The sequence below is a fragment of the Streptomyces sp. HUAS MG56 genome (assembly GCF_058673395.1).
This window is the reverse complement of the sequence record NZ_CM178722.1, coordinates 3,260,112-3,277,982: the sequence shown is the minus strand read 5'-3', so window position 1 is coordinate 3,277,982 and position 17,871 is coordinate 3,260,112. Positions and strand designations below refer to the sequence as shown.

General features: G+C 72.6%; 18 protein-coding genes. 7 read left to right on the top strand and 11 right to left on the bottom strand.

Annotated features, from left to right (window positions below; genetic code table 11):
• Positions 1-3: 3 nt before the first annotated feature.
• Entirely contained in the window at positions 4-585 is a 582-nt protein-coding gene (gene amaP / locus AC4OXY_RS15595; RefSeq protein WP_376290946.1) for an alkaline shock response membrane anchor protein AmaP, read from the top strand.
• A gap of 6 nt (positions 586-591) precedes the next feature.
• Here amaP and AC4OXY_RS15590 read toward each other — a convergent pair whose 3' ends face one another.
• The 5 genes from AC4OXY_RS15590 to AC4OXY_RS15570 form a co-directional block, all read right to left on the bottom strand.
• Positions 592-1,347, bottom strand: coding sequence for an SDR family oxidoreductase (locus AC4OXY_RS15590; protein ID WP_376290948.1), 756 nt, complete (start codon positions 1,345-1,347; stop codon positions 592-594).
• Between the two features lie 5 nt (positions 1,348-1,352).
• Positions 1,353-3,137 carry a glycoside hydrolase family 15 protein gene (locus AC4OXY_RS15585; protein ID WP_356031047.1) on the bottom strand — a complete coding sequence of 595 codons (1,785 nt, stop codon included), beginning with the start codon at positions 3,135-3,137 and terminating at the stop codon, positions 1,353-1,355.
• A 78-nt stretch (positions 3,138-3,215) separates the two neighbouring features.
• Positions 3,216-4,019 carry an SURF1 family cytochrome oxidase biogenesis protein gene (locus tag AC4OXY_RS15580; protein WP_356031048.1) on the bottom strand — a complete coding sequence of 268 codons (804 nt, stop codon included), beginning with the start codon at positions 4,017-4,019 and terminating at the stop codon, positions 3,216-3,218.
• 47 nt (positions 4,020-4,066) lie between these two features.
• On the bottom strand, positions 4,067-4,300 hold the full coding sequence (locus AC4OXY_RS15575) for a hypothetical protein (RefSeq protein WP_356031049.1): 234 nt from the start codon (positions 4,298-4,300) through the stop codon (positions 4,067-4,069).
• Positions 4,301-4,414: 114 nt separating this feature from the next.
• Positions 4,415-5,398 (bottom strand): DEDDh family exonuclease, encoded by a 984-nt coding sequence (locus AC4OXY_RS15570; protein ID WP_356031051.1) that lies wholly within the window; start codon positions 5,396-5,398, stop codon positions 4,415-4,417.
• A 190-nt stretch (positions 5,399-5,588) separates the two neighbouring features.
• Here AC4OXY_RS15570 and AC4OXY_RS15565 point away from each other — a divergent pair, with 190 nt between their 5' ends.
• Together AC4OXY_RS15565 and AC4OXY_RS15560 are read left to right on the top strand one after the other, a co-directional pair.
• Entirely contained in the window at positions 5,589-6,299 is a 711-nt protein-coding gene (locus AC4OXY_RS15565; protein WP_356031052.1) for a VIT1/CCC1 transporter family protein, read from the top strand.
• Between the two features lie 200 nt (positions 6,300-6,499).
• Positions 6,500-7,546, top strand: coding sequence for a zinc-dependent alcohol dehydrogenase family protein (locus AC4OXY_RS15560; RefSeq protein WP_491994081.1), 1,047 nt, complete (start codon positions 6,500-6,502; stop codon positions 7,544-7,546).
• A gap of 51 nt (positions 7,547-7,597) precedes the next feature.
• Here AC4OXY_RS15560 and AC4OXY_RS15555 read toward each other — a convergent pair whose 3' ends face one another.
• The 3 genes from AC4OXY_RS15555 to AC4OXY_RS15545 form a co-directional block, all read right to left on the bottom strand.
• Positions 7,598-8,608 (bottom strand): CopD family protein, encoded by a 1,011-nt coding sequence (locus AC4OXY_RS15555; RefSeq protein WP_491994080.1) that lies wholly within the window; start codon positions 8,606-8,608, stop codon positions 7,598-7,600.
• A 100-nt stretch (positions 8,609-8,708) separates the two neighbouring features.
• The gene (locus AC4OXY_RS15550; protein WP_491994079.1) at positions 8,709-10,121 is read right to left on the bottom strand and encodes a CoA transferase; all 1,413 of its coding nucleotides are present in this window, start codon (positions 10,119-10,121) and stop codon (positions 8,709-8,711) included.
• Positions 10,122-10,198: 77 nt separating this feature from the next.
• Positions 10,199-11,728, bottom strand: coding sequence for a S8 family peptidase (locus AC4OXY_RS15545; protein ID WP_376290958.1), 1,530 nt, complete (start codon positions 11,726-11,728; stop codon positions 10,199-10,201).
• 263 nt (positions 11,729-11,991) lie between these two features.
• Here AC4OXY_RS15545 and AC4OXY_RS15540 point away from each other — a divergent pair, with 263 nt between their 5' ends.
• The 3 genes from AC4OXY_RS15540 (at position 11,992) to moaA (ending at position 15,131) form a co-directional block, all read left to right on the top strand.
• Entirely contained in the window at positions 11,992-12,348 is a 357-nt protein-coding gene (locus AC4OXY_RS15540) for a DUF485 domain-containing protein (RefSeq protein ID WP_376290961.1), read from the top strand.
• A complete protein-coding gene (locus AC4OXY_RS15535) occupies positions 12,345-13,970 on the top strand; it encodes a monocarboxylic acid transporter (protein ID WP_362818870.1) in 1,626 nt (541 codons plus the stop codon). Before AC4OXY_RS15540 ends, AC4OXY_RS15535 begins: the two co-directional genes overlap by 4 nt.
• Positions 13,971-14,141: 171 nt before the next feature.
• Positions 14,142-15,131, top strand: coding sequence for a GTP 3',8-cyclase MoaA (gene moaA, locus AC4OXY_RS15530; protein WP_491994607.1), 990 nt, complete (start codon positions 14,142-14,144; stop codon positions 15,129-15,131).
• Here the strand turns inward: moaA and AC4OXY_RS15525 are convergent, their stop codons facing one another.
• Positions 15,132-15,350 (bottom strand): hypothetical protein, encoded by a 219-nt coding sequence (locus AC4OXY_RS15525; protein WP_362818868.1) that lies wholly within the window; start codon positions 15,348-15,350, stop codon positions 15,132-15,134.
• Positions 15,351-15,568: 218 nt separating this feature from the next.
• On the bottom strand, positions 15,569-15,958 hold the full coding sequence (locus tag AC4OXY_RS15520) for a DUF3099 domain-containing protein (RefSeq protein ID WP_356031065.1): 390 nt from the start codon (positions 15,956-15,958) through the stop codon (positions 15,569-15,571).
• A 241-nt stretch (positions 15,959-16,199) separates the two neighbouring features.
• On the opposite strand from AC4OXY_RS15520, the gene AC4OXY_RS15515 reads away from it, so the two are divergent.
• Positions 16,200-16,481: a GlsB/YeaQ/YmgE family stress response membrane protein gene (locus AC4OXY_RS15515; protein ID WP_356031067.1), complete on the top strand. Its 282-nt coding sequence runs from the start codon at positions 16,200-16,202 to the stop codon at positions 16,479-16,481.
• 96 nt (positions 16,482-16,577) lie between these two features.
• Here AC4OXY_RS15515 and tyrS read toward each other — a convergent pair whose 3' ends face one another.
• On the bottom strand, positions 16,578-17,846 hold the full coding sequence (tyrS, locus tag AC4OXY_RS15510) for a tyrosine--tRNA ligase (RefSeq protein WP_356031068.1): 1,269 nt from the start codon (positions 17,844-17,846) through the stop codon (positions 16,578-16,580).
• Positions 17,847-17,871: the final 25 nt, after the last annotated feature.

Here is a 17,871-nt window from a genome sequence, read left to right as displayed (position 1 = left end):
GCGATGCGCGCGGGCCGCCTCAACCGTGTCGTGCTGGGCCTCGTCGGCCTGCTCCTGCTCGTGCTCGGCGGCTCGGTGCTGGCCGTCGGCCTGGGCGCGCCGGTGCCCTCCTGGTGGCCGTACACCGGCCCGCACGACGTCCTGCTGAGCCGGGCCGGGCGCATCCGCTGGCGGCACACCGACTGGTGGTGGCCGGCCGTCCTCGCCGGCCTGGCCGTCCTGGTGCTGCTCGCCCTGTGGTGGCTGACCACGGTCCTGCGCCGCCGCCGGCCGGCCGAGATCGTCGTCGACACCGGCGACGGCGCGTACGCGCTCCTGCGGGGCAGGGCCCTGGAGGCGGCGCTCGCCCAGGAGGCCGTCCGGCAGGACGGCGTGGCCCACGCCGAGGCCGTCCTGCGCGGCCGCCGTACGGCACCCACGGCACGGATCTGGCTCCAACTGGAGCCGCACACGGACCCGTCGGCGGCCCTGGCCGCCTTCACGGCCGGGGCACTGGCGCACGCCCGCGACTCGGCCCGGCTGGCGTCCCTCCCGGCGGAGGTACGCCTGCGGGCGGTCAAACACCCTGCCGAGAGGGTCACGTGACGACGGTCAGAACCCGTGCCGCATGCCGCCGTCCACCGGCAGCATGATCCCCGTCAGATAGGAGGCCGCCGGCGACAGCAGGAACGCCGCGGCCTTCCCGAACTCCTCCGGCGTCCCGTACCGCCGCAGCGGGATCCGGGACTCGTTGGCGGCCCGGGTGGCCTCGGGGTCGGCGGAGAGCCCGTCCAGTTCGCGCACGCGGTCCGTGTCGATGCGCGACGGCAGCAGACCGAGCACCCGGATCCCGCGCGGTCCGAGCTCGTCCGCGAGGGACTTGGCGAACCCGGCGAGACCGGGCCGCAGCCCGTTGGAGATGGTCAGCGCGGGGATCGGCTCGTACACCGACGCGGACAGCACGAAGCCGATGACCCCGCCGGGCTCCAGCTCGGCCGCCGCCGCGCGCGCGAGCCGCACCGCGCCGAGGAACACCGACTCGAACGCGCCGCGCCACTGCTCGTCGGTGTTGTCCGCGACGAACCCGGGCGGCGGACCGCCCACGCTCACCAGCACGCCGTGGAAGCCCCCGAAGTGCTCACGGGCGGCCGCGATCAGCCGCTCGGGAGCCCGCTCGTCGGAGTTGTCCACGGCCACGCCCAGCGCGTTCGGGCCCAGTTCGGCGGCGGCGTCGGCGACCCGCTTGTCGTCCCGGCCGCTGATCACGACCTTCGCGCCGTCGGCGACGAGTTCCCGCGCGGCGGCGTTGCCCAGCCCGCGCGTCGCCCCGGTGACGATGTATACCCGGTCCTTCAGTCCAAGATCCATGCGCTCTATCCTGCCTGTTCGTCGCCGAACAGCGTGAGGGCGGTGTTCACCAGGGCGATGTGGCTGAAGGCCTGCGGGAAGTTGCCCACCTGGCCGCCCAGCGCCGGGTCGTACTCCTCCGCCAGCAGCCCCACGTCGTTGACCAACGCGACCAGCCGCGCGAAGAGTTCCCGGGCCTCGTCCCTCCGGCCCGTCATGTGCAGGGCGTCCGCGAGCCAGAACGAGCAGGCGAGGAAGGCGCCTTCGCCGCCCGGCATGCCGTCGACGCCGACGGCGTCCGTGTCGTAGCGGCGCACGAAGCCGCCGTGGCCGAGGTCCGCGCGGATCGCGTCGACCGTGCCGATCACGCGCGGATCGTCGGGCGGCAGGAAGCCGACCCGGGGGATCAGCAGCAGGGCGGCGTCCAGTTCGCGCGAGCCGTAGTACTGGGTGAAGGTCCCGCGCCGGGAGTCGTAGCCCTGCTCGCACACCTCCCGGTGCACCTCGTCGCGCATCGCCCGCCAGCCGTCCGCGTCGCCCGTCAGCTCCGGGTGCTCCTCCAGGGTCCGTACGGCGCGGTCGGCGGCCACCCACACCAGCACCTTCGAGTGCACGAACTGGCGCCGCCCGCCGCGCACCTCCCACAGGCCCTCGTCGGGCTGGCGCCACGCCGACTGGAGGAACGTCATCAGCGCCCGCTGGAGCGCCCACATGTGCGGCTTGGTGGACAGCCCCGTGGTGCGGGCCAGGTACAGCGAGTCCATGACCTCGCCGTACACGTCCAGCTGGAGCTGGTCGACGGCGCCGTTGCCGACGCGCACGGGCGCGGACTCGGCGAAGCCGGGCAGCCAGGCCAGCTCCCACTCCGGCAGCCGGCGCTCGCCGGCCAGGCCGTACATGATCTGGAGGTCCGCCGGGTCGCCCGCGACCGCGCGCAGCAGCCAGTCGCGCCAGGCCTCGGCCTCCTTGTGGTAGCCGGCGGTGAGCAGGGCGCCGAGGGTGAGGGTGGAGTCGCGCAGCCAGCAGTAGCGGTAGTCCCAGTTGCGCACCCCGCCCAGCTCCTCGGGCAGCGAGGTGGTGGCCGCGGCGACGATCCCGCCCGTCGGGGCGTAGGTGAGCGCCTTGAGCGTGATCAGGGACCGTACGACCGCGTCCCGGTACGGCCCGCCGTAGCGGCAGCGGGCGGCCCAGCGCCGCCAGTCGCTGACGCTGGCGCTCAGCGCCTTGTAGGGGTCGACGAGCGGGGGACGCGGCTCGTGCGAAGGGTGCCAGGTCAGCACGAACGCGACCCGCATGCCCTCGGCGACGGTGAACTCGGAGTGGGTGCCGAGGTCTTCGCCCCACATCTCCACGGCGGGCTCGGTGCGCAGCCACACCGAGTCCGGTCCGGCGACGGCGACCCGGTGGCCGTCGGCGCGGCGCATCCACGGCACGATCGATCCGTAGTCGAAGCGCAGCCGGAGGGTGCTGCGGACGGTGACGTGCCCGCTGACGCCCTCCACGATCCGTACGACGTCGGGGGCGCGGTCGCGCTGCGGCATCAGGTCGGTGATCCGCACGGTGCCGTCGGCGGTCTCCCACTCGGTGTCGAGGACGAGGGTGTCGGGCCGGTAGGCGCGCCGGGTGCAGACCCCGGCCCCCTTGGGCGCGAGCCGCCAGTACCCGTGGTCCTCGTCGCCCAGCAGCTTCGCGAAGCAGGCCCCGGAGTCGAAGCGGGGCAGGCACAGCCAGTCGATCGAACCGTCCCTGCCGACCAGGGCCGCGGTCTGCTCGTCACCGATGAGGGCGTAGTCCTCGATGCGCGCGTTCACGGGATGCGGGTTCCCGGCGGGCCCGGGGGCCAACCAAGGGGTGCGCCGGGGGAGTGACCTGCCCCCGCACGCCCGGGGTCACACGGCGGCCGGCGCCGTCTCCTCGGGCGTCTCCTTCGCGGCCTCGGCCGCCGCGGCCGCCGCCCGGTCGCGGAGCTCGCGCCGGACCAGGGACCACCAGCCGAACGGGACGGCCGCGGCGAACAGCCACCACTGGATCATGTACGCGTAGTTCAGCGGGGCGTCCTCGGTGCCCGGGTCGGAGATCTGCTCCGGGGAGTCGGTCTGCGGCCCGGTCTGCTCGACGTAACCGCCGAGCACCTGGGCGCCGAGCCGGTGCGCCTCCTGCGTGCTGTCGATCAGCATGACCTGCCGGGCGGGCAGGCCCTGGATGTTCTTGATGCCGCTCGCCGCGGTGGTCTCGTCGGCCATCAGCCGCCCGGTGATCGTGGTCTTCCCGGCCGGCGGGGCGGGGATCTTCGGGAAGGCGGTCTGGACGCCGTTCGCGGGGATCCAGCCGCGGTTGACGAGCAGCACCTTGCCGTCGGCCAGGACGAACGGGGTGAGCACATGGAAGCCGACCTCGTCGTCGGAGTTGGTCCGGCGCCGGACCACTTCCTCGCGGGCGGTGTCGAAGGTGCCCGTCGCGGTGACCGTGCGGTACCTCTCGGCGCGGGTCACGGCGTGCCCCGGGGCGGAGAGCCGCTCGACCGGGACCGGCTTGGCGTGCAGCGCGGAGGAGACCAGGTCGTTGCGCGCGGTGCGCTGCTCGTACCGGTGCTGCTGCCAGAAGCCGAGCCGGATCATCGTCGGGATCAGGGCGATCGAGACGAGCGTGAGGATGACCCACTGGACGGACAAAAGGAAGCGGTAGCGACGCACCCCACGACGGTACCCCCGCGCCGTGGGGTGCCTTCAGCCGGGTCGGATCACACCCGGTCGACGATCCCCACCTTCCCCGCTTCCCGGGCGCAGTGGGCGCCGCAGTAGAAGTTGCCGTCGGCCTCCACGCCCTGGCCGATGATCGAGACCTCGCAGCGCTCGCAGAGCGGTGCCATGCGCTGGATCGCGCAGGAGAAGCAGTCGAAGACGTGCACCGCGCCCTGGGCGTGGACCTCGAAGGTCATTCCGTAGTCATTGCCGCAAACTTCACATTTCGCCATGCGCCTCAGGGTGAGCCGTCGCCGGGGCCCGGGCGAGCGGCCGGCGGGTGAGTCTCCCGTCAATCACCCGTTCGTACGGTCACCCGTCCGCCGGTCACCGATCGGCCCGTACGGTCACTCGTCGGCGGGTTCGACGTCGCGCAGCAGCTGTCCGAAGGCGGCCTCGTCCACCACCGGCGTGCCGAACTGGCGGGCCTTGACCACCTTCGACGTGCCCGAGTCGGGATCGTTGGTCACCAGCAGGCTGGTCAGCCGCGAGATGCTGGACGCCACGTGCAGCCCGGCCTCGGTCGCCCGGTCCTCCAGCAGCTCGCGCTCGGTCGAGGTGTCCCCGGAGAACGCCACCCGCATGCCCTGTTTGAGGTGTTTGCCGTCTTCGTACCGGCCGGGGTTGGGGTAGGGGCAGGCGGGCCGCCTGCGGGACGGGCGCCAACTGCTCGGCCGGTAACCGCCGTAGCCGCCGGAGGGCTGGCGGGGCACCGGGCGGTCCGACCACTCCGTCAGCGGCCGGCACTCCAGCAGCGGAAGCCGTACCTCGCCCGCCGCCGCGGCCGCGAGGCTCGGCCGGAACGCCTCCGCCAGCACACGCGCGTCGTCCAGCGCGTGGTGCGCCCGCTGCTGCACGACGCCGTAGTGCGCCGCCAGCGACTCCAGCTTGAAGTTGGGCAGCGGCAGCCCCAGCTCCTTCGACAGCGCGATGGTGCACAGCCGCTGACGCACCGGCGCCTCGCGCTTCGCGCGCGCGTACTCCCGCGCGATCATCTGCCAGTCGAAGACGGCGTTGTGCGCCACGAGTACCCTGCCGTCCAGCCGGGCGGCGAACTCCTCCGCGATGTCCGCGAAGAGCGGCGCGCCTTCGAGCGTCTCGCTCGTCAGACCGTGTATCCACACCGGTCCCGGATCGCGCTCCGGGTTGACCAGCGTGTACCAGTGGTCCTCGACCTCGCCGCGCTCGTCCAGCCGGTACACGGCGGCCGAGATGATCCGGTCGTCCCGGGCCAGGCCGGTGGTCTCCACGTCAACGACCGCGTATCCCTTCGGATACGCGGCCGGCCACTGGGTGGGGGAGGACACTGCGGTCGCACGGTCTTCGAGCATGGTCATTGAGGATACGGGCCGGGACCGACACCGCGGTCCCACAGGTCCCGGTGGGTGCCGTCCTCGCCGCACACGCGTGCGTGCGTCAAGGCGCCACCCGAACACGGTTCCGCCAACCCCCGCCCCCGGCAGTGGTGTCGGCGGGCGTCGGTGCGGCGCGAGCGGCTCCGGGAGTGCGATCCTCCCTGCTGTGACGGAACCAACGCACGACGAGGCACACGGGGGCGCGCTCGGGGCGAGGCTGAACTGGCTGCGGGCCGCCGTGCTCGGCGCGAACGACGGCATCGTCTCCACCGCGGGCATCGTCGTCGGCGTGGCCGGCGCGACCCAGAGCCGGTCCGCCCTGCTCACCGCCGGACTCGCCGGGCTGCTCGCCGGATCGATGTCCATGGCGGCCGGCGAGTACGTCTCCGTCTCCACCCAGCGGGACTCCGAGGTGGCCGCGCTGGCTGTGGAGAAGCGCGAACTGCGGGACCAGCCGGAGGCCGAACTGCGCGAGCTGACCGGCCTGTTGGAGGAGCGCGGGCTGACCCGTGACGTGGCCCGGGAGGCCGCGCAGCAGCTCACCGCGCGGGACGCGCTGCGGGCGCACGCGCGCGTGGAGCTGGGCATCAACCCGGACGAGCTGACCAACCCCTGGCACGCGGCGTGGGCGAGCTTCTCCGCCTTCACGGTGGGCGCGCTGCTGCCGCTGCTCGCCATCGTGCTGCCCCCGGCCGGCCGGCGGCTCCCGGTCACCGTCGTCTCCGTCCTGGCCGCCCTCGTCCTCACCGGCTGGACCAGCGCCCGCCTCGGCGCGGCCCGCCCCGGGCGGGCGGTGCTGCGCAACGTGGTGGGCGGAGCCCTGGCGATGGGCGTCACCTACGCGGCCGGCAGCCTGCTGGGCGCGGCCGGTGTCTGACGGGCGGGCCACGAGGGCCGTACGGGCGTCGCCGGCGGGCCGTACGGGTGGCCGGGGCGTGCCGGGCGGGCCGTACGGGCTGCGGGGTGCCGGTCGGGGGCACCCTGGGCGCGCCGCCGGTGGTGACCACGGCGTACCGTGAGGTGCGCCCGCACACCCCCGCGGGCGCCGCACGACCCCGCACGAGAAGGACCCTCGCCATGCGCGCCACCACCATCCACGCCCCGTACGACATGCGCGTGGAGGACGTCCCCGAGCCCGTGGTGCAGCTGCCCACCGACGCCGTCGTCCGAGTGCTGCGCGCCTGCATCTGCGGCAGCGACCTGTGGGCCTACCGCGGCGAGGCGGCCCGGCAGCCGGGCCAGCGCATCGGGCACGAGTTCCTCGGCGTGGTCGAGGAGACCGGCTCCGAGGTGGGCACCGTCCGGCGCGGTGACCTGGTCGTCGCGCCCTTCATGTGGTCCGACGGCGTCTGCGACTACTGCCGCGAGGGTCTGACGACGTCCTGCGAGCACGGCGGCTTCTGGGGCTCCGTCGGCTACGACGGCGGCCAGGGCGAGGCCGTGCGCGTGCCCTTCGCCGACGGCACCCTGGTCCGGCTGCCCAAGGACGCGGCCTCCGACGACCACCTGCTGTCCGCCCTGCTGACCCTCTCCGACGTCCTCGGCACCGGCCACCACGCCGCCCTCGGCGCGGGCGCCCGGCCCGGCGCCACGGTCGCGGTCGTCGGGGACGGCGCGGTCGGCCTGTGCGCCGTGCTCGCCGCCAAGCGGCTCGGTGCCGAGCGGATCATCGCCCTCGGCCGGCACGAGGTCCGTACCGACATCGCGCGCCGCTTCGGCGCCACCGACGTCGTCGCCGAGCGCGGGGACGCCGCCGTGGAGGCCGTCCGCGAACTCACCCGCGGGCAGGGCGCGCACGCCGTGGTCGAGGCCGTCGGCACGGAACAGTCCATGCGTACGGTCGTCAACATCACCCGCGACGGCGGCGCCATCGGTTTCGTCGGCGTGCCGCACGGCAGCGGCACCGGTCTGGACCTCGGCGTCATGTTCGACCGGAACATCGCCCTGCGCGGCGGTGTCGCCCCGGTCCGGGCCTACATCCCCGACCTGCTCCCCGACGTCCTCGACGGCACGATCGACCCCTCGCCGGTGTTCGACCTGACCGTCGGCATCGAGGGCGTGCCGGACGGCTACAAGGCGATGGACGAGCGCACCGCCCTCAAGGTGCTCGTCACCAACGACTGAATCAACGACGACTGAATCAACGTCACGATCAAGAGTTGATCCGGGCAGTCATCACGTCCAGCGGATCGGCAGCGGCAGCGCCGTGAGCAGGCCCGAGACCGCGACCACCAAGCCCAGGGCGATCACCTCGCCCCGCGCGGGCGCCGACGCGGCCAGCGGGTCCGGCGCGCGGCGCAGCCGGATCCGCGCCCACAGGGCGAGCACGGCGACGACGGCGACCAGGACGACCTTGGCCAGCAGGGTGCGCCCGTACGCCGTCGTCGTCAGCTGGTCCAGGATCGTGGCCGCCGGCATCCGCCGCAGCGAACTGCACACGCCCGTCGCGGTGATGACCGCGAGCAGTACGAGCGCCGCACGCGCGTAGCGGCCGAGCAGCGCTGCCCCCGCCGGGTCGCCGCGCCACTGCCCGAGCGTGCGCAGGGCGTACGGCAGACCGCCGGTCCACAGCGCCGCGCAGGTCAGGTGCACCAGGGTCAGCGCCGCACCGGTGAGCGGGCCGTGCTCGGTGGCCGGGTGCGCGCGCAGCGCCTCGGCGACCACCACCGCGGCCAGCGGCCACGCCTGCGCCGCCGGACGCCGCGAGAGTGCGCAGAACCCCGCCAGCAGAAAGCCGTTGACCTCCAGCAGGGCCAGCTTGCCGTCGCGGGAGCCGTACAGCCCGCCCACGTCGATCTGGCCCAGGCCGTGCGGGATCAGATCGCCGGCCGACACCACCGAGGCGAGCGCCAGCGCGGCGACGAAACCGGCCCCGGCGGCCGGCGGCGCCCAGCTGCGCGGCCGCCCGGCCGGCGCGCCGGGTACACGCCCGGCGAGCCCCCGCACGAACAGCTCGCCCAGCGGCACGCTCAGCGCGGCGAACAGCACCGCGCGCAGCAGTCCGATGCCGCCCACGCCCGGCGCGGCGGCCTCCCCGGTGCCGTGCAGCGCCGCGGCCGGCCCGAGCAGCGGGATCAGGGCGCCCAGCGCCGTCAGGACGAGGAGGGCGACGGCCCGGCCGGTGCCGGACCGCCGGTCGGGGCCGCCCTCGCCGGCGGCCTCGGCGGCCGGTCGTGTCGCGCTCACCCCGGGATCTTCGCCAGTCGCCGCAGAACCGGGCAAGTCCCGGAAAACAACTGGGGCTACGGCATTCCACCCATACGTACGTTTCCGGCCGCCCGTGCGCTCACCGCCAGCGGGCCGGGGACGATCCCCAGGGCACCGGGGACGCCGCCCAGTCCCCGGGGCCGTCCGCGAAGGTCACCGGTGGCAGGGCGTGGCGCAGCCGGCCGAGCGGGCCGTCCGTCTCGGTCAGCCAGGCGTCCGGGCCCGGGTAAGGCGCGCCCGTGGCCGCGGTCGGCCGGATCCCGTCCGTCAGCCAGTGCGCCGTGCGGGCCAGCGCCAGCCGCACCGACCGGCCGCCGCCGTCGTACGACTGCTCGGTCAGCGCCCGCAGCACGGCCGCCGTCAGCAGATAACCGGTGCCGTGGTCCAGGGCCTGCGCGGGCAGCGCACCGGGCTCCTCGGCCGAGCCCTCGGTCACGGCGATGCCGGTCGCGACCTGGACCAGGCTGTCGAAGCCGCGCCGCCCGCCCCACGGCCCGTACGCGCCCCACGCCGAGACCTGCGCCACCACCAGCCCGGGCCGGCGCTCGGCCAGGGCCTGCGGCGAGAGCCCGAACGCGTCGAGGGAGCCGGGCCGGTAGCCGGTGACGACGACGTCCGCCGACGCCAGCAGCTCCTCGAAGGTGTCCCGGTCCGTGCGCAGGTCGAGGGCGGCGGACCGCTTGCCGAACCCCGTGTCGGCGTGCTGGTCGGGCAGTTCGGGCAGCCAGGGGGCGTCCACCCGCAGGACGTCCGCGCCCAGCAGGGCGAGGGTGCGGGTGGCGACGGGACCGGCGAGGACCCGGGTCAGGTCCAGCACGCGCAGCCCCGCGGCGGGCAGCAGCGGAGCGGTGGCGGGGTCGAGCGGCGCGAGCACGCGCGCGGGTGCACAGTCCAGGCGTGCCCGCTCGACCAGCGGGCGCGCGGCCACCTCGGCGGCCTGCTCGGTGGCCGCCCACTCCTGCCGGGTGCGCAGGGCCACGGCGAGACCGCCGGCGCCGAGGACCGCCTCCTCGACCTCCAGGGCCGGCCGCTCGGCGAGCCGGGCGGCCGCCCGGTCCGCCGGGGCGTCCTCGGGCAGGCCCAGCGCACCGAGCAACCGGGCCCGGTGGTGCGGGTAGTTGGCGTGGGTGCGCACCCAGCCGTCGGCCGTCCGCCAGAACCGCGACAGCGGCGCGAAGGCGACCGGGGCCCGGCCGTCGACCCGCAGGTGCCGCTCGCTGTGGAAGGCGGTCGCGACGGCGCCGTCGTCGACCCGGACGCCGGGCACCTCGGCGAGCCCGGCCCGGCGGGCCGCCAGTTCCGCGGCGGCCAGTGCGCAGGCACCGGCACACGCGCGGGCCAGCTGCCGTACGGGCAGGCGCGCCGGGAGGGCGTCCGGGCGCTCGACCGTCGTCACCCGGGCGAGGAGGGCGGGATCGCCGCCCAGTGCGGTCCACGCGGACGCGATGTCCGCCGAGATGCCGGACGCGATGTCTGACGCGGTATCTGTCATGACTACACTATGCATTATTGATGAATCAATATTGATCCGATCAACTCTGCTTCCCGTCCGGCCCCGCGGTCAATGGGTCACCAGGTCACCGCGGCCAGTGCGTCCGCCGTGCCCCGGCCGTAGAAGCCGTTGTGGTTCTTCGTCCCCTCGCACACCGCGTCGACCTTCCCGTCACCATTGATGTCGTACGGGTCCGTGCACGGCACGGCGTCGGCCTCCGCGTAGAGCAGTGCCTTCACCAGGCTCGCCGGAGCGTGCGGATGGGTTGACTTGATCAATGCGGCGACACCCGCGACATGCGGGGTCGCCATCGAGGTGCCCGCCATGTACCCCCACCTGCCGCCGGGCAGCGGGCCGAGGATGAGGCCGCTCGTCGCCGGGGGTTCCGGCTTCTGGTAGGCCGTCGAGTCGCCGCCCGGCGCGGCGATGTCGATCACGCCGAGGCCGTAGTTGGAGAACGACGACTTCAGGCCCTTCGCGCCGGTCGCCGCGACCGTCACGACACCCGGCAGCTGGGTCGGTATGTCGTAGCACCTGTGCGGATCGATCACGCGGTCCGACGGGGTGCCGTCGTTCGGGGAGGCCTTGTCGGTGATCGAGTCGGACGCGAGGTCGTAGCTCTCGTTGCCCGCCGCCGCGACGTTGACCGTGCCCTTCTTCTCCGCGTACCGCGAGGCCCGGGTGACGGCGTCGACCAGCGCCCTCTGGTCCGGGTCGCCGGTGCAGTTGAAGTACCACGGGTCGGTGTAGTAGCTGTTGTTGGTCACGTCGACGTGGTGCTCGGCCGCCCACATGAAGCCGCAGACCACGGCCTCGGTGTAGAAGTAGCCCTTCGGATCGGCCACCTTGATGCCGGCCACCTTGACGCCCGGCGCGACGCCCGTGATGCCGACACCGTTTTTCGCGGCCGCGATCTCGCCTGCCACATGGGTGCCGTGCGGGCTCTCCGACGCGCTCGGCCGCCAGGCGCCGTCCGTCGTGTCGGGCTTGCCGGACACGCAGTTGACCGAGTCCGCGCGGTCGAAGTTGGGCGCGATGTCCGGGTGGGTGTCGTCCACGCCGGTGTCGATGACGGCGACCGTGACGTCCGGGCTGCCCAGGGTCTTCTCGTGCGCCTTGTCCGCCTTGATGGCCGGCAGGTCCCACTGCAACGGCTCCAGTGGATCCTGGCCCCCCGTCGCCTTCGCGCCGGCCGCGGCGATCTCCTGGGCGCTGAGCGCCTTCGGCGTGCCCATGTCCGCGGTGGACTGGGCGGGCAGCGGCGCGTTGCGCGTGGCACCGGCCGAGTCCACCCCGCGTACCGCACGCATCCGCGCGCCGAACTCGGGGTCCGAGGAGTGGACGACGAACACCCCGATCCCGTCGTAACCGGCCACGAGGGAACCGCCGTTGCGCGTGATCTCCCGGCGTACCGACTCGATCGTGCGGCGGTCGGTCCGGGTGTTGACCACGTACGAGAGGTTCGGGCCGTTCTCCGCCGCCCGCGCCGCCGGTGTCGTGGCGGGCGCCGCCGAGGCCGCCGCCGGGAGGAGGCCGAGCGAGGCGGTCAGGGACAGCACGACGGGCACGGCGAGCGCGAGCCTGCGTCTGGAGTGCGAATGAGGCACGGGGTCTCCACATCATCCGGATACGGAACCGCCCGAGACACGGATGGCGCTCGGGCAGGTACATGACGGGTCGGTTGTGCATGGTGAAGCTATCCCGTCGGTTGCTGATCATCAATGACTTGGCAATGACTCGACAAGACCGCTTGCGGATCAACTCATAAGACTTGAACCGGTCCTGGCGTGGCGCCGTGGACCTTGGGCAGGGAGCACGAGCACCATCAAGCCCCCCGTCGTCATGGCAACCGCGAACGCGAGGAGACTCCGTGGCCACCGAGACACCGCCCCCCGCACCGTCGGGGACATCCCTTCCCTCCACCGAGGAGTTCGCAGAGGTGCAGCAGAGCGCGGAGTTCGGTGAACTGCGCCGCGCCCACCGCTCCTTCGCCTTTCCCCTGACCGTCGCCTTCATCGCCTGGTACCTGCTCTACGTGCTGCTCTCCAACTACGCGGACGGATTCATGGGCACCAAGGTGGCCGGCAACATCAACGTCGCCCTCGTCCTCGGCCTCGCCCAGTTCGTCACCACGTTCCTCATCGCCTGGTGGTACGCACGGCGCGCGTCCGCGCAGCTCGACCCCAAGGCGGAGGCCATCAAGTCCCGGATGGAGGGCGGCGCATGAGCCCCGCACAGCACACCCTGCTCGCCGCCGGCGAGGCGAGCCAGCACCGGACGCTGATCGTCACCCTGTTCGCGGTGTTCGTCGCCGTGACCCTCGTCATCACCGTCTGGGCCGGCCGCCAGACCAAGGACGCCGCCGACTTCTACGCCGGCGGACGGCAGTTCACCGGCTTCCAGAACGGCCTCGCCGTCTCCGGCGACTACATGTCCGCCGCGTCCTTCCTCGGCATCGCGGGCGCCATCGCCCTCTTCGGCTACGACGGCTTCCTGTACTCCATCGGCTTCCTCGTCGCCTGGCTGGTCGCCCTGCTCCTGGTCGCCGAGCCACTGCGCAACTCCGGCCGCTACACCATGGGCGACGTCCTCGCGTACCGCATGCGCCAGCGTCCCGTCCGCACGGCGGCGGGCACGTCCACCATCGTCGTCTCGATCTTCTACCTGCTCGCCCAGATGGCCGGCGCGGGTGTCCTCGTCTCGCTCCTGCTGGGCATCACCAGCGACGGCGGCAAGATCGGCATCGTCGCCCTGGTCGGCGTCCTGATGATCGTCTACGTCACCGTCGGCGGCATGAAGGGCACCACCTGGGTCCAGATGGTCAAGGCCGTCCTGCTGATCCTCGGCGCCCTGCTGCTGACCTTCCTGGTCCTGCTGAAGTTCCACTTCAACGTCTCCGATCTGCTCGGCAAGGCGGCCGACAACAGCGGCAAGGGCACGGCGTTCCTGGAGCCCGGCCTGAAGTACGGCGCCACCGGCACCACCAAGCTGGACTTCCTCTCGCTCGGCCTCGCCCTGGTCCTCGGCACCGCGGGTCTGCCACACATCCTGATCCGCTTCTACACCGTCCCCACCGCCAAGGCCGCCCGTAAGTCGGTCATCTGGGCCATCGGCCTGATCGGCGCCTTCTACCTGATGACCCTCGCGCTCGGCTTCGGCGCGGCGGCCCTCATCAAACCGGCCGAGATCATCGCCTCCAACAAGGCGGGCAACACCGCGGCCCCCCTCCTCGCCCTGCACCTCGGCGGCGTCGACTCCACCTGGGGCGCCGTCATGCTCGCCACCATCTCCGCGGTCGCCTTCGCCACGATCCTCGCGGTCGTCGCGGGCCTGACCCTGGCCTCGTCCTCGTCGTTCGCGCACGACATCTACGCCAACGTCATCAAGAAGGGACAAGCCACCGAGAAGCAGGAGCTCGGCGCGGCCCGCTGGGCGACCGTCGGCATCGGCGCGGTCTCCATCGTCCTCGGCGCCCTCGCCCGCGACCTGAACGTGGCCGGCCTCGTCGCGCTCGCCTTCGCCGTCGCCGCCTCGGCAAACCTGCCGACCATCCTCTACAGCCTGTTCTGGAAGCGGTTCACCACCGCAGGCGCCCTGTGGTCGATCTACGGCGGCCTGGTCACCGCGGTCGGCCTCGTGCTCTTCTCGCCGGTGGTCTCCGGCAGCCCGGCCTCGATGTTCCCCGAGGTCGACTTCCACTGGTTCCCGCTGGAGAACCCCGGCATCATCTCCATCCCCGTCGGCTTCCTGCTCGGCGCCCTCGGCACCCTGCTGTCGAAGGAGACCCCGGACGCCGGCAAGTACGCCGAACTGGAGGTGCGCTCGCTGACCGGCACCGGAGCGCACTGACACCTTCCTACGACGGCCGCGCCGTACCGGACTGTACGGTCCTACGACGCGGCCTCGTCGTAGCTCGTGGGATCGGGCCGCTGTCGTTGTCAGTGGCGTCACGTAGGCTCGCCAGCGACGGACGACTCATCCGCGACGGACAATTGAGTGACCGAGAGGGAGGGGGCCCACGTGCTCATCGACACCTACGGCCGGGTGGCCACCGACCTGAGGGTCTCGCTGACCGACCGATGCAACCTGCGCTGCACCTACTGCATGCCCGAGGAGGGCCTGCAGTGGCTGGCCAAGCCCGACCTGCTCACGGACGACGAGATCGTCCGTCTCGTCGACATCGCCGTACGGCTGCTCGGCATCGAGGAGGTCCGCTTCACCGGCGGCGAGCCCCTGCTGCGCCCGGGCCTGGTCGGCATCGTCGAGCGCGTCACGGCCCTCGCCCCCCGCCCCCGGACGTCACTGACGACCAACGGCATCGGCCTCAAGCGCACCGCGGCGGCCCTGAAGGCGGCCGGCCTGGACCGGGTCAACGTCTCCCTGGACACCCTGCGCCCCGACGTCTTCAAGACCCTGACCCGCCGTGACCGGCACAAGGACGTCATCGAGGGCCTGGAAGCCGCCCACGCGGCCGGCCTCACCCCCGTGAAGATCAACTCTGTCCTGATGCCCGGCCTGAACGAGGACGAGGCCCCCGACCTGCTGGCCTGGGCGATCGAGCACGGCTACGAGCAGCGCTTCATCGAGCAGATGCCCCTCGACGCCCAGCACGGCTGGAAGCGCGAGGGCATGGTCACCGCCGGGGACATCCTCGCCTCCCTGCGCACCTGCTTCGACCTCACCCCCGAGGGCGCGGAGGAGCGCGGCTCGGCCCCGGCCGAGCGCTGGCTGGTCGACGGCGGCCCGCACCGCGTCGGCGTCATCGCCTCGGTCACCCGCCCGTTCTGCGCGGCCTGCGACCGCACCCGCCTCACGGCCGACGGCCAGATACGCACGTGCCTGTTCGCCACCGAGGAGACCGACCTGCGCGCCGCCCTGCGCGGCGACGCGTCCGACGAGGAGATCGCCCGCATCTGGAAGCTGGCGATGTGGGGGAAGAAGGCGGGGGCGGGCCTGGACGACCCGTCGTTCGTACAGCCGGACCGACCGATGTCGGCGATCGGCGGCTAGCTAGCTCCCTTCGGGCGCTTCCCACTCGTCGAACGTCACGACGTCCTTCAGGAAACCCCGCATCCCGAGAAACTGCGAAAGATGCTCGCGGTGCTCCTCGCACGCGAGCCATGTCTTGCGCCGCTCCGGCGTGTGGATCTTCGGGTTGTTCCACGCCAGTACCCACACGGCGGCGGCACGGCAGCCCTTGGCGGAGCAGATCGGGATCTCTTCAGTCACGGGTTCGTCTCACAGAAAAGGGGCCGGAACAAGGCGACGCCGGGCAGCCACGGGGGGAGCTGCCCGGCGTCGGTCCGTCGCTCCGACGGGGGATGCGGAGCGCGTACGCAGTATGTCACGGGTACCCCACGACCCGGCACTGGAACTGCACGATTGATCTGAGCTTTTCTTGAGCTTCATGGGTGGGCCGAATTCCGCTTCCACCACTGCTCTGCGGGTCACATCGGGTCGGGCCGCTCACCGCGCGCGCCGGCCGGACGCGCCGAGGCGCCCTCCGCGGCGGACTGCTCCCGGGTGTCCTCGGTGCGCGGCGGCGTGATCATCGGCTTCGCCGGCATGCTCACGAACGTCGACGGCAGGGACGGCGGCCGCTCGCGGCCGGCGTTCGCGATCACCACGGCGACATAGGGGAGCAGCGCACCGAGCACCAGCGCCACGACGGCGACGTACCGCTCGACGTTCCACAGGGCGACCGCGAGGATCACCGACACCGTGCGCACGGTCATCGAGATCACGTACCGCCGCTGCCGGCCCCGCACGTCCTCGGCGAGGCCCGTCCGGGCTCCGGTGATCCGGAACACCTGGACGCCGCCGTGCTGTTTCCGCATCACAGTCCACCATCCGCCCGCATTGGACTCTCCCCGGCCCGCCGTCGTCCGCACCCGGCCGGGAACCGGGCGGGGACACGTTCCACGGTACGCCGCGGCCGGGTCACCGACGAGACCGGGGCACCCACTGCCTGCGGCAACGCCCCCGCACCGCCCGCACGGGTGATCCCGACATGCGCCGTACGGCCCACCCGCCGACACTGGCCCTAATGCTCACGTCGAGCCGTTCGAGGAGGCAGCCATGGGCTGGTTGTGGGCGATCATCGTGGGATTCGTGCTCGGCATCATCGCCAAGGCCGTCATCCCGGGCAAGCAGCACAGTCCACTGTGGCTGACCACCATCTGCGGCATGCTCGGCGCCATCGTGGGCAACGCCGTCGCCCGCGCACTCGGCGTCGCGGCGACCCGGGGCATCGACTGGAGCCGGCACATCTTCCAGATCGTGGCGGCGATCATCATCGTGGCCGCGGTGGACGCCCTCTACATGGCGACGCTGGGGAAGAAGAAGGCCCAGAGAGCCTGAGAACCCCCTGCGGAAAGCACCCCGAATGGGGCGCGGTGAACTGCGCGACACGCCACGACACAGCCGCAGCCCGCAGACCACCGCGCCCCGACGGCACTACCCGGCGACAACCTCCACCGCGGCCAGGTTCTTCTTCCCGCGCCGCAGCACCAGCCACCGTCCGTCCAGCAGATCCTCCTTCGCCGGGACGGCGTCCTCGGAGGCGACCTTCGCGTTGTTCACGTAGGCACCGCCCTCCTTCACCGTCCGCCGCGCGGCGGACTTGCTGGCGACCAGACCGACCTCCGCGAGCAGATCGACCACCGGGCCCAGCTCGGTGACCCGGATGTGCGGCACCTCGGACAGCGCGGCGGCCAGCGTCGCACCGTCCAGCTCCGCCAGCTCGCCCTGACCGAAGAGGGCGCGGCTCGCGGCGATCACCGCGGCCGTCTGGCCGGCGCCGTGCACCAGCGTCGTCAGCTCCTCGGCGAGCGCGCGCTGCGCCGCCCGGGCCTGCGGACGCTCCTGCGTCTGCTGCTCCAGCTCCTCGATCTCCTCGCGGGACCTGAAGCTGAAGATGCGCAGGAACTTCGAGACGTCCCGGTCGTCCGCGTTCAGCCAGAACTGGTAGAACGCGTACGGCGTCGTCATCTCGGGGTCGAGCCACACCGTGCCGGACTCGGTCTTGCCGAACTTGGTGCCGTCCGCCTTGGTGATCAGCGGCGTGCCGAGCGCGTGCACCACGGCGTGCGGCTCGACCCGGTGGATCAGGTCGGTGCCCGACGTGAGGTTGCCCCACTGGTCGCTGCCACCGGTCTGCAGGGTGCAGCCGTACCGCCGGTACAGCTCCAGGAAGTCCATGCCCTGGAGGATCTGGTAGCTGAACTCGGTGTAGCTGATGCCCGCGTCGGAATTGAGCCGCCGCGCGACGGCCTCCTTCGCGATCATCTTGTTGACCCGGAAGTACTTGCCGATGTCACGCAGGAACTCGATGGCCGACAGGCTCTGCGTCCAGTCGAGGTTGTTGACCATCACCGCGGCGTTCGGGCCCTCGAAGTCCAGCAGCGGCTCGATCTGCGCGCGCAGCCGCTCCACCCACTGGGCGACGATCTCGGGTGCGTTGAGCGTGCGCTCCGCGGTGGGCTTCGGGTCACCGATCAGACCGGTGGCACCCCCGACCAGGCCCAGCGGGCGGTTGCCCGCCTGCTGGATGCGGCGCATCGTCAGGATCTGCACGAGGTTGCCGAGGTGCAGGCTGGGCGCGGTCGGGTCGAAGCCGCAATAGAACGTGACGGGGCCGTCCGCGAACGCCTTGCGCAGTGCGTCCTCGTCCGTGGAGAGGGCGATGAGCCCGCGCCACTTCAGCTCGTCGACGATGTCCGTCACGGTTCTCGTATCTCCTTGCTGGTCT

Bases quoted from the DNA above. Each gene is read 5' to 3' on its own strand.
- amaP (WP_376290946.1), top strand. From the start codon at position 4: ATGCGCGCGGGCCGCCTCAACCGTGTCGTGCTGGGCCTCGTCGGCCTG.
- AC4OXY_RS15590 (WP_376290948.1), bottom strand. From the start codon at position 1,347: ATGGATCTTGGACTGAAGGACCGGGTATACATCGTCACCGGGGCGACG.
- AC4OXY_RS15575 (WP_356031049.1), bottom strand. From the start codon at position 4,300: ATGGCGAAATGTGAAGTTTGCGGCAATGACTACGGAATGACCTTCGAG.
- AC4OXY_RS15570 (WP_356031051.1), bottom strand. From the start codon at position 5,398: ATGCTCGAAGACCGTGCGACCGCAGTGTCCTCCCCCACCCAGTGGCCG.
- AC4OXY_RS15560 (WP_491994081.1), top strand. From the start codon at position 6,500: ATGCGCGCCACCACCATCCACGCCCCGTACGACATGCGCGTGGAGGAC.
- AC4OXY_RS15550 (WP_491994079.1), bottom strand. From the start codon at position 10,121: ATGACAGATACCGCGTCAGACATCGCGTCCGGCATCTCGGCGGACATC.
- AC4OXY_RS15535 (WP_362818870.1), top strand. From the start codon at position 12,345: ATGAGCCCCGCACAGCACACCCTGCTCGCCGCCGGCGAGGCGAGCCAG.
- AC4OXY_RS15520 (WP_356031065.1), bottom strand. From the start codon at position 15,958: ATGCGGAAACAGCACGGCGGCGTCCAGGTGTTCCGGATCACCGGAGCC.
- AC4OXY_RS15515 (WP_356031067.1), top strand. From the start codon at position 16,200: ATGGGCTGGTTGTGGGCGATCATCGTGGGATTCGTGCTCGGCATCATC.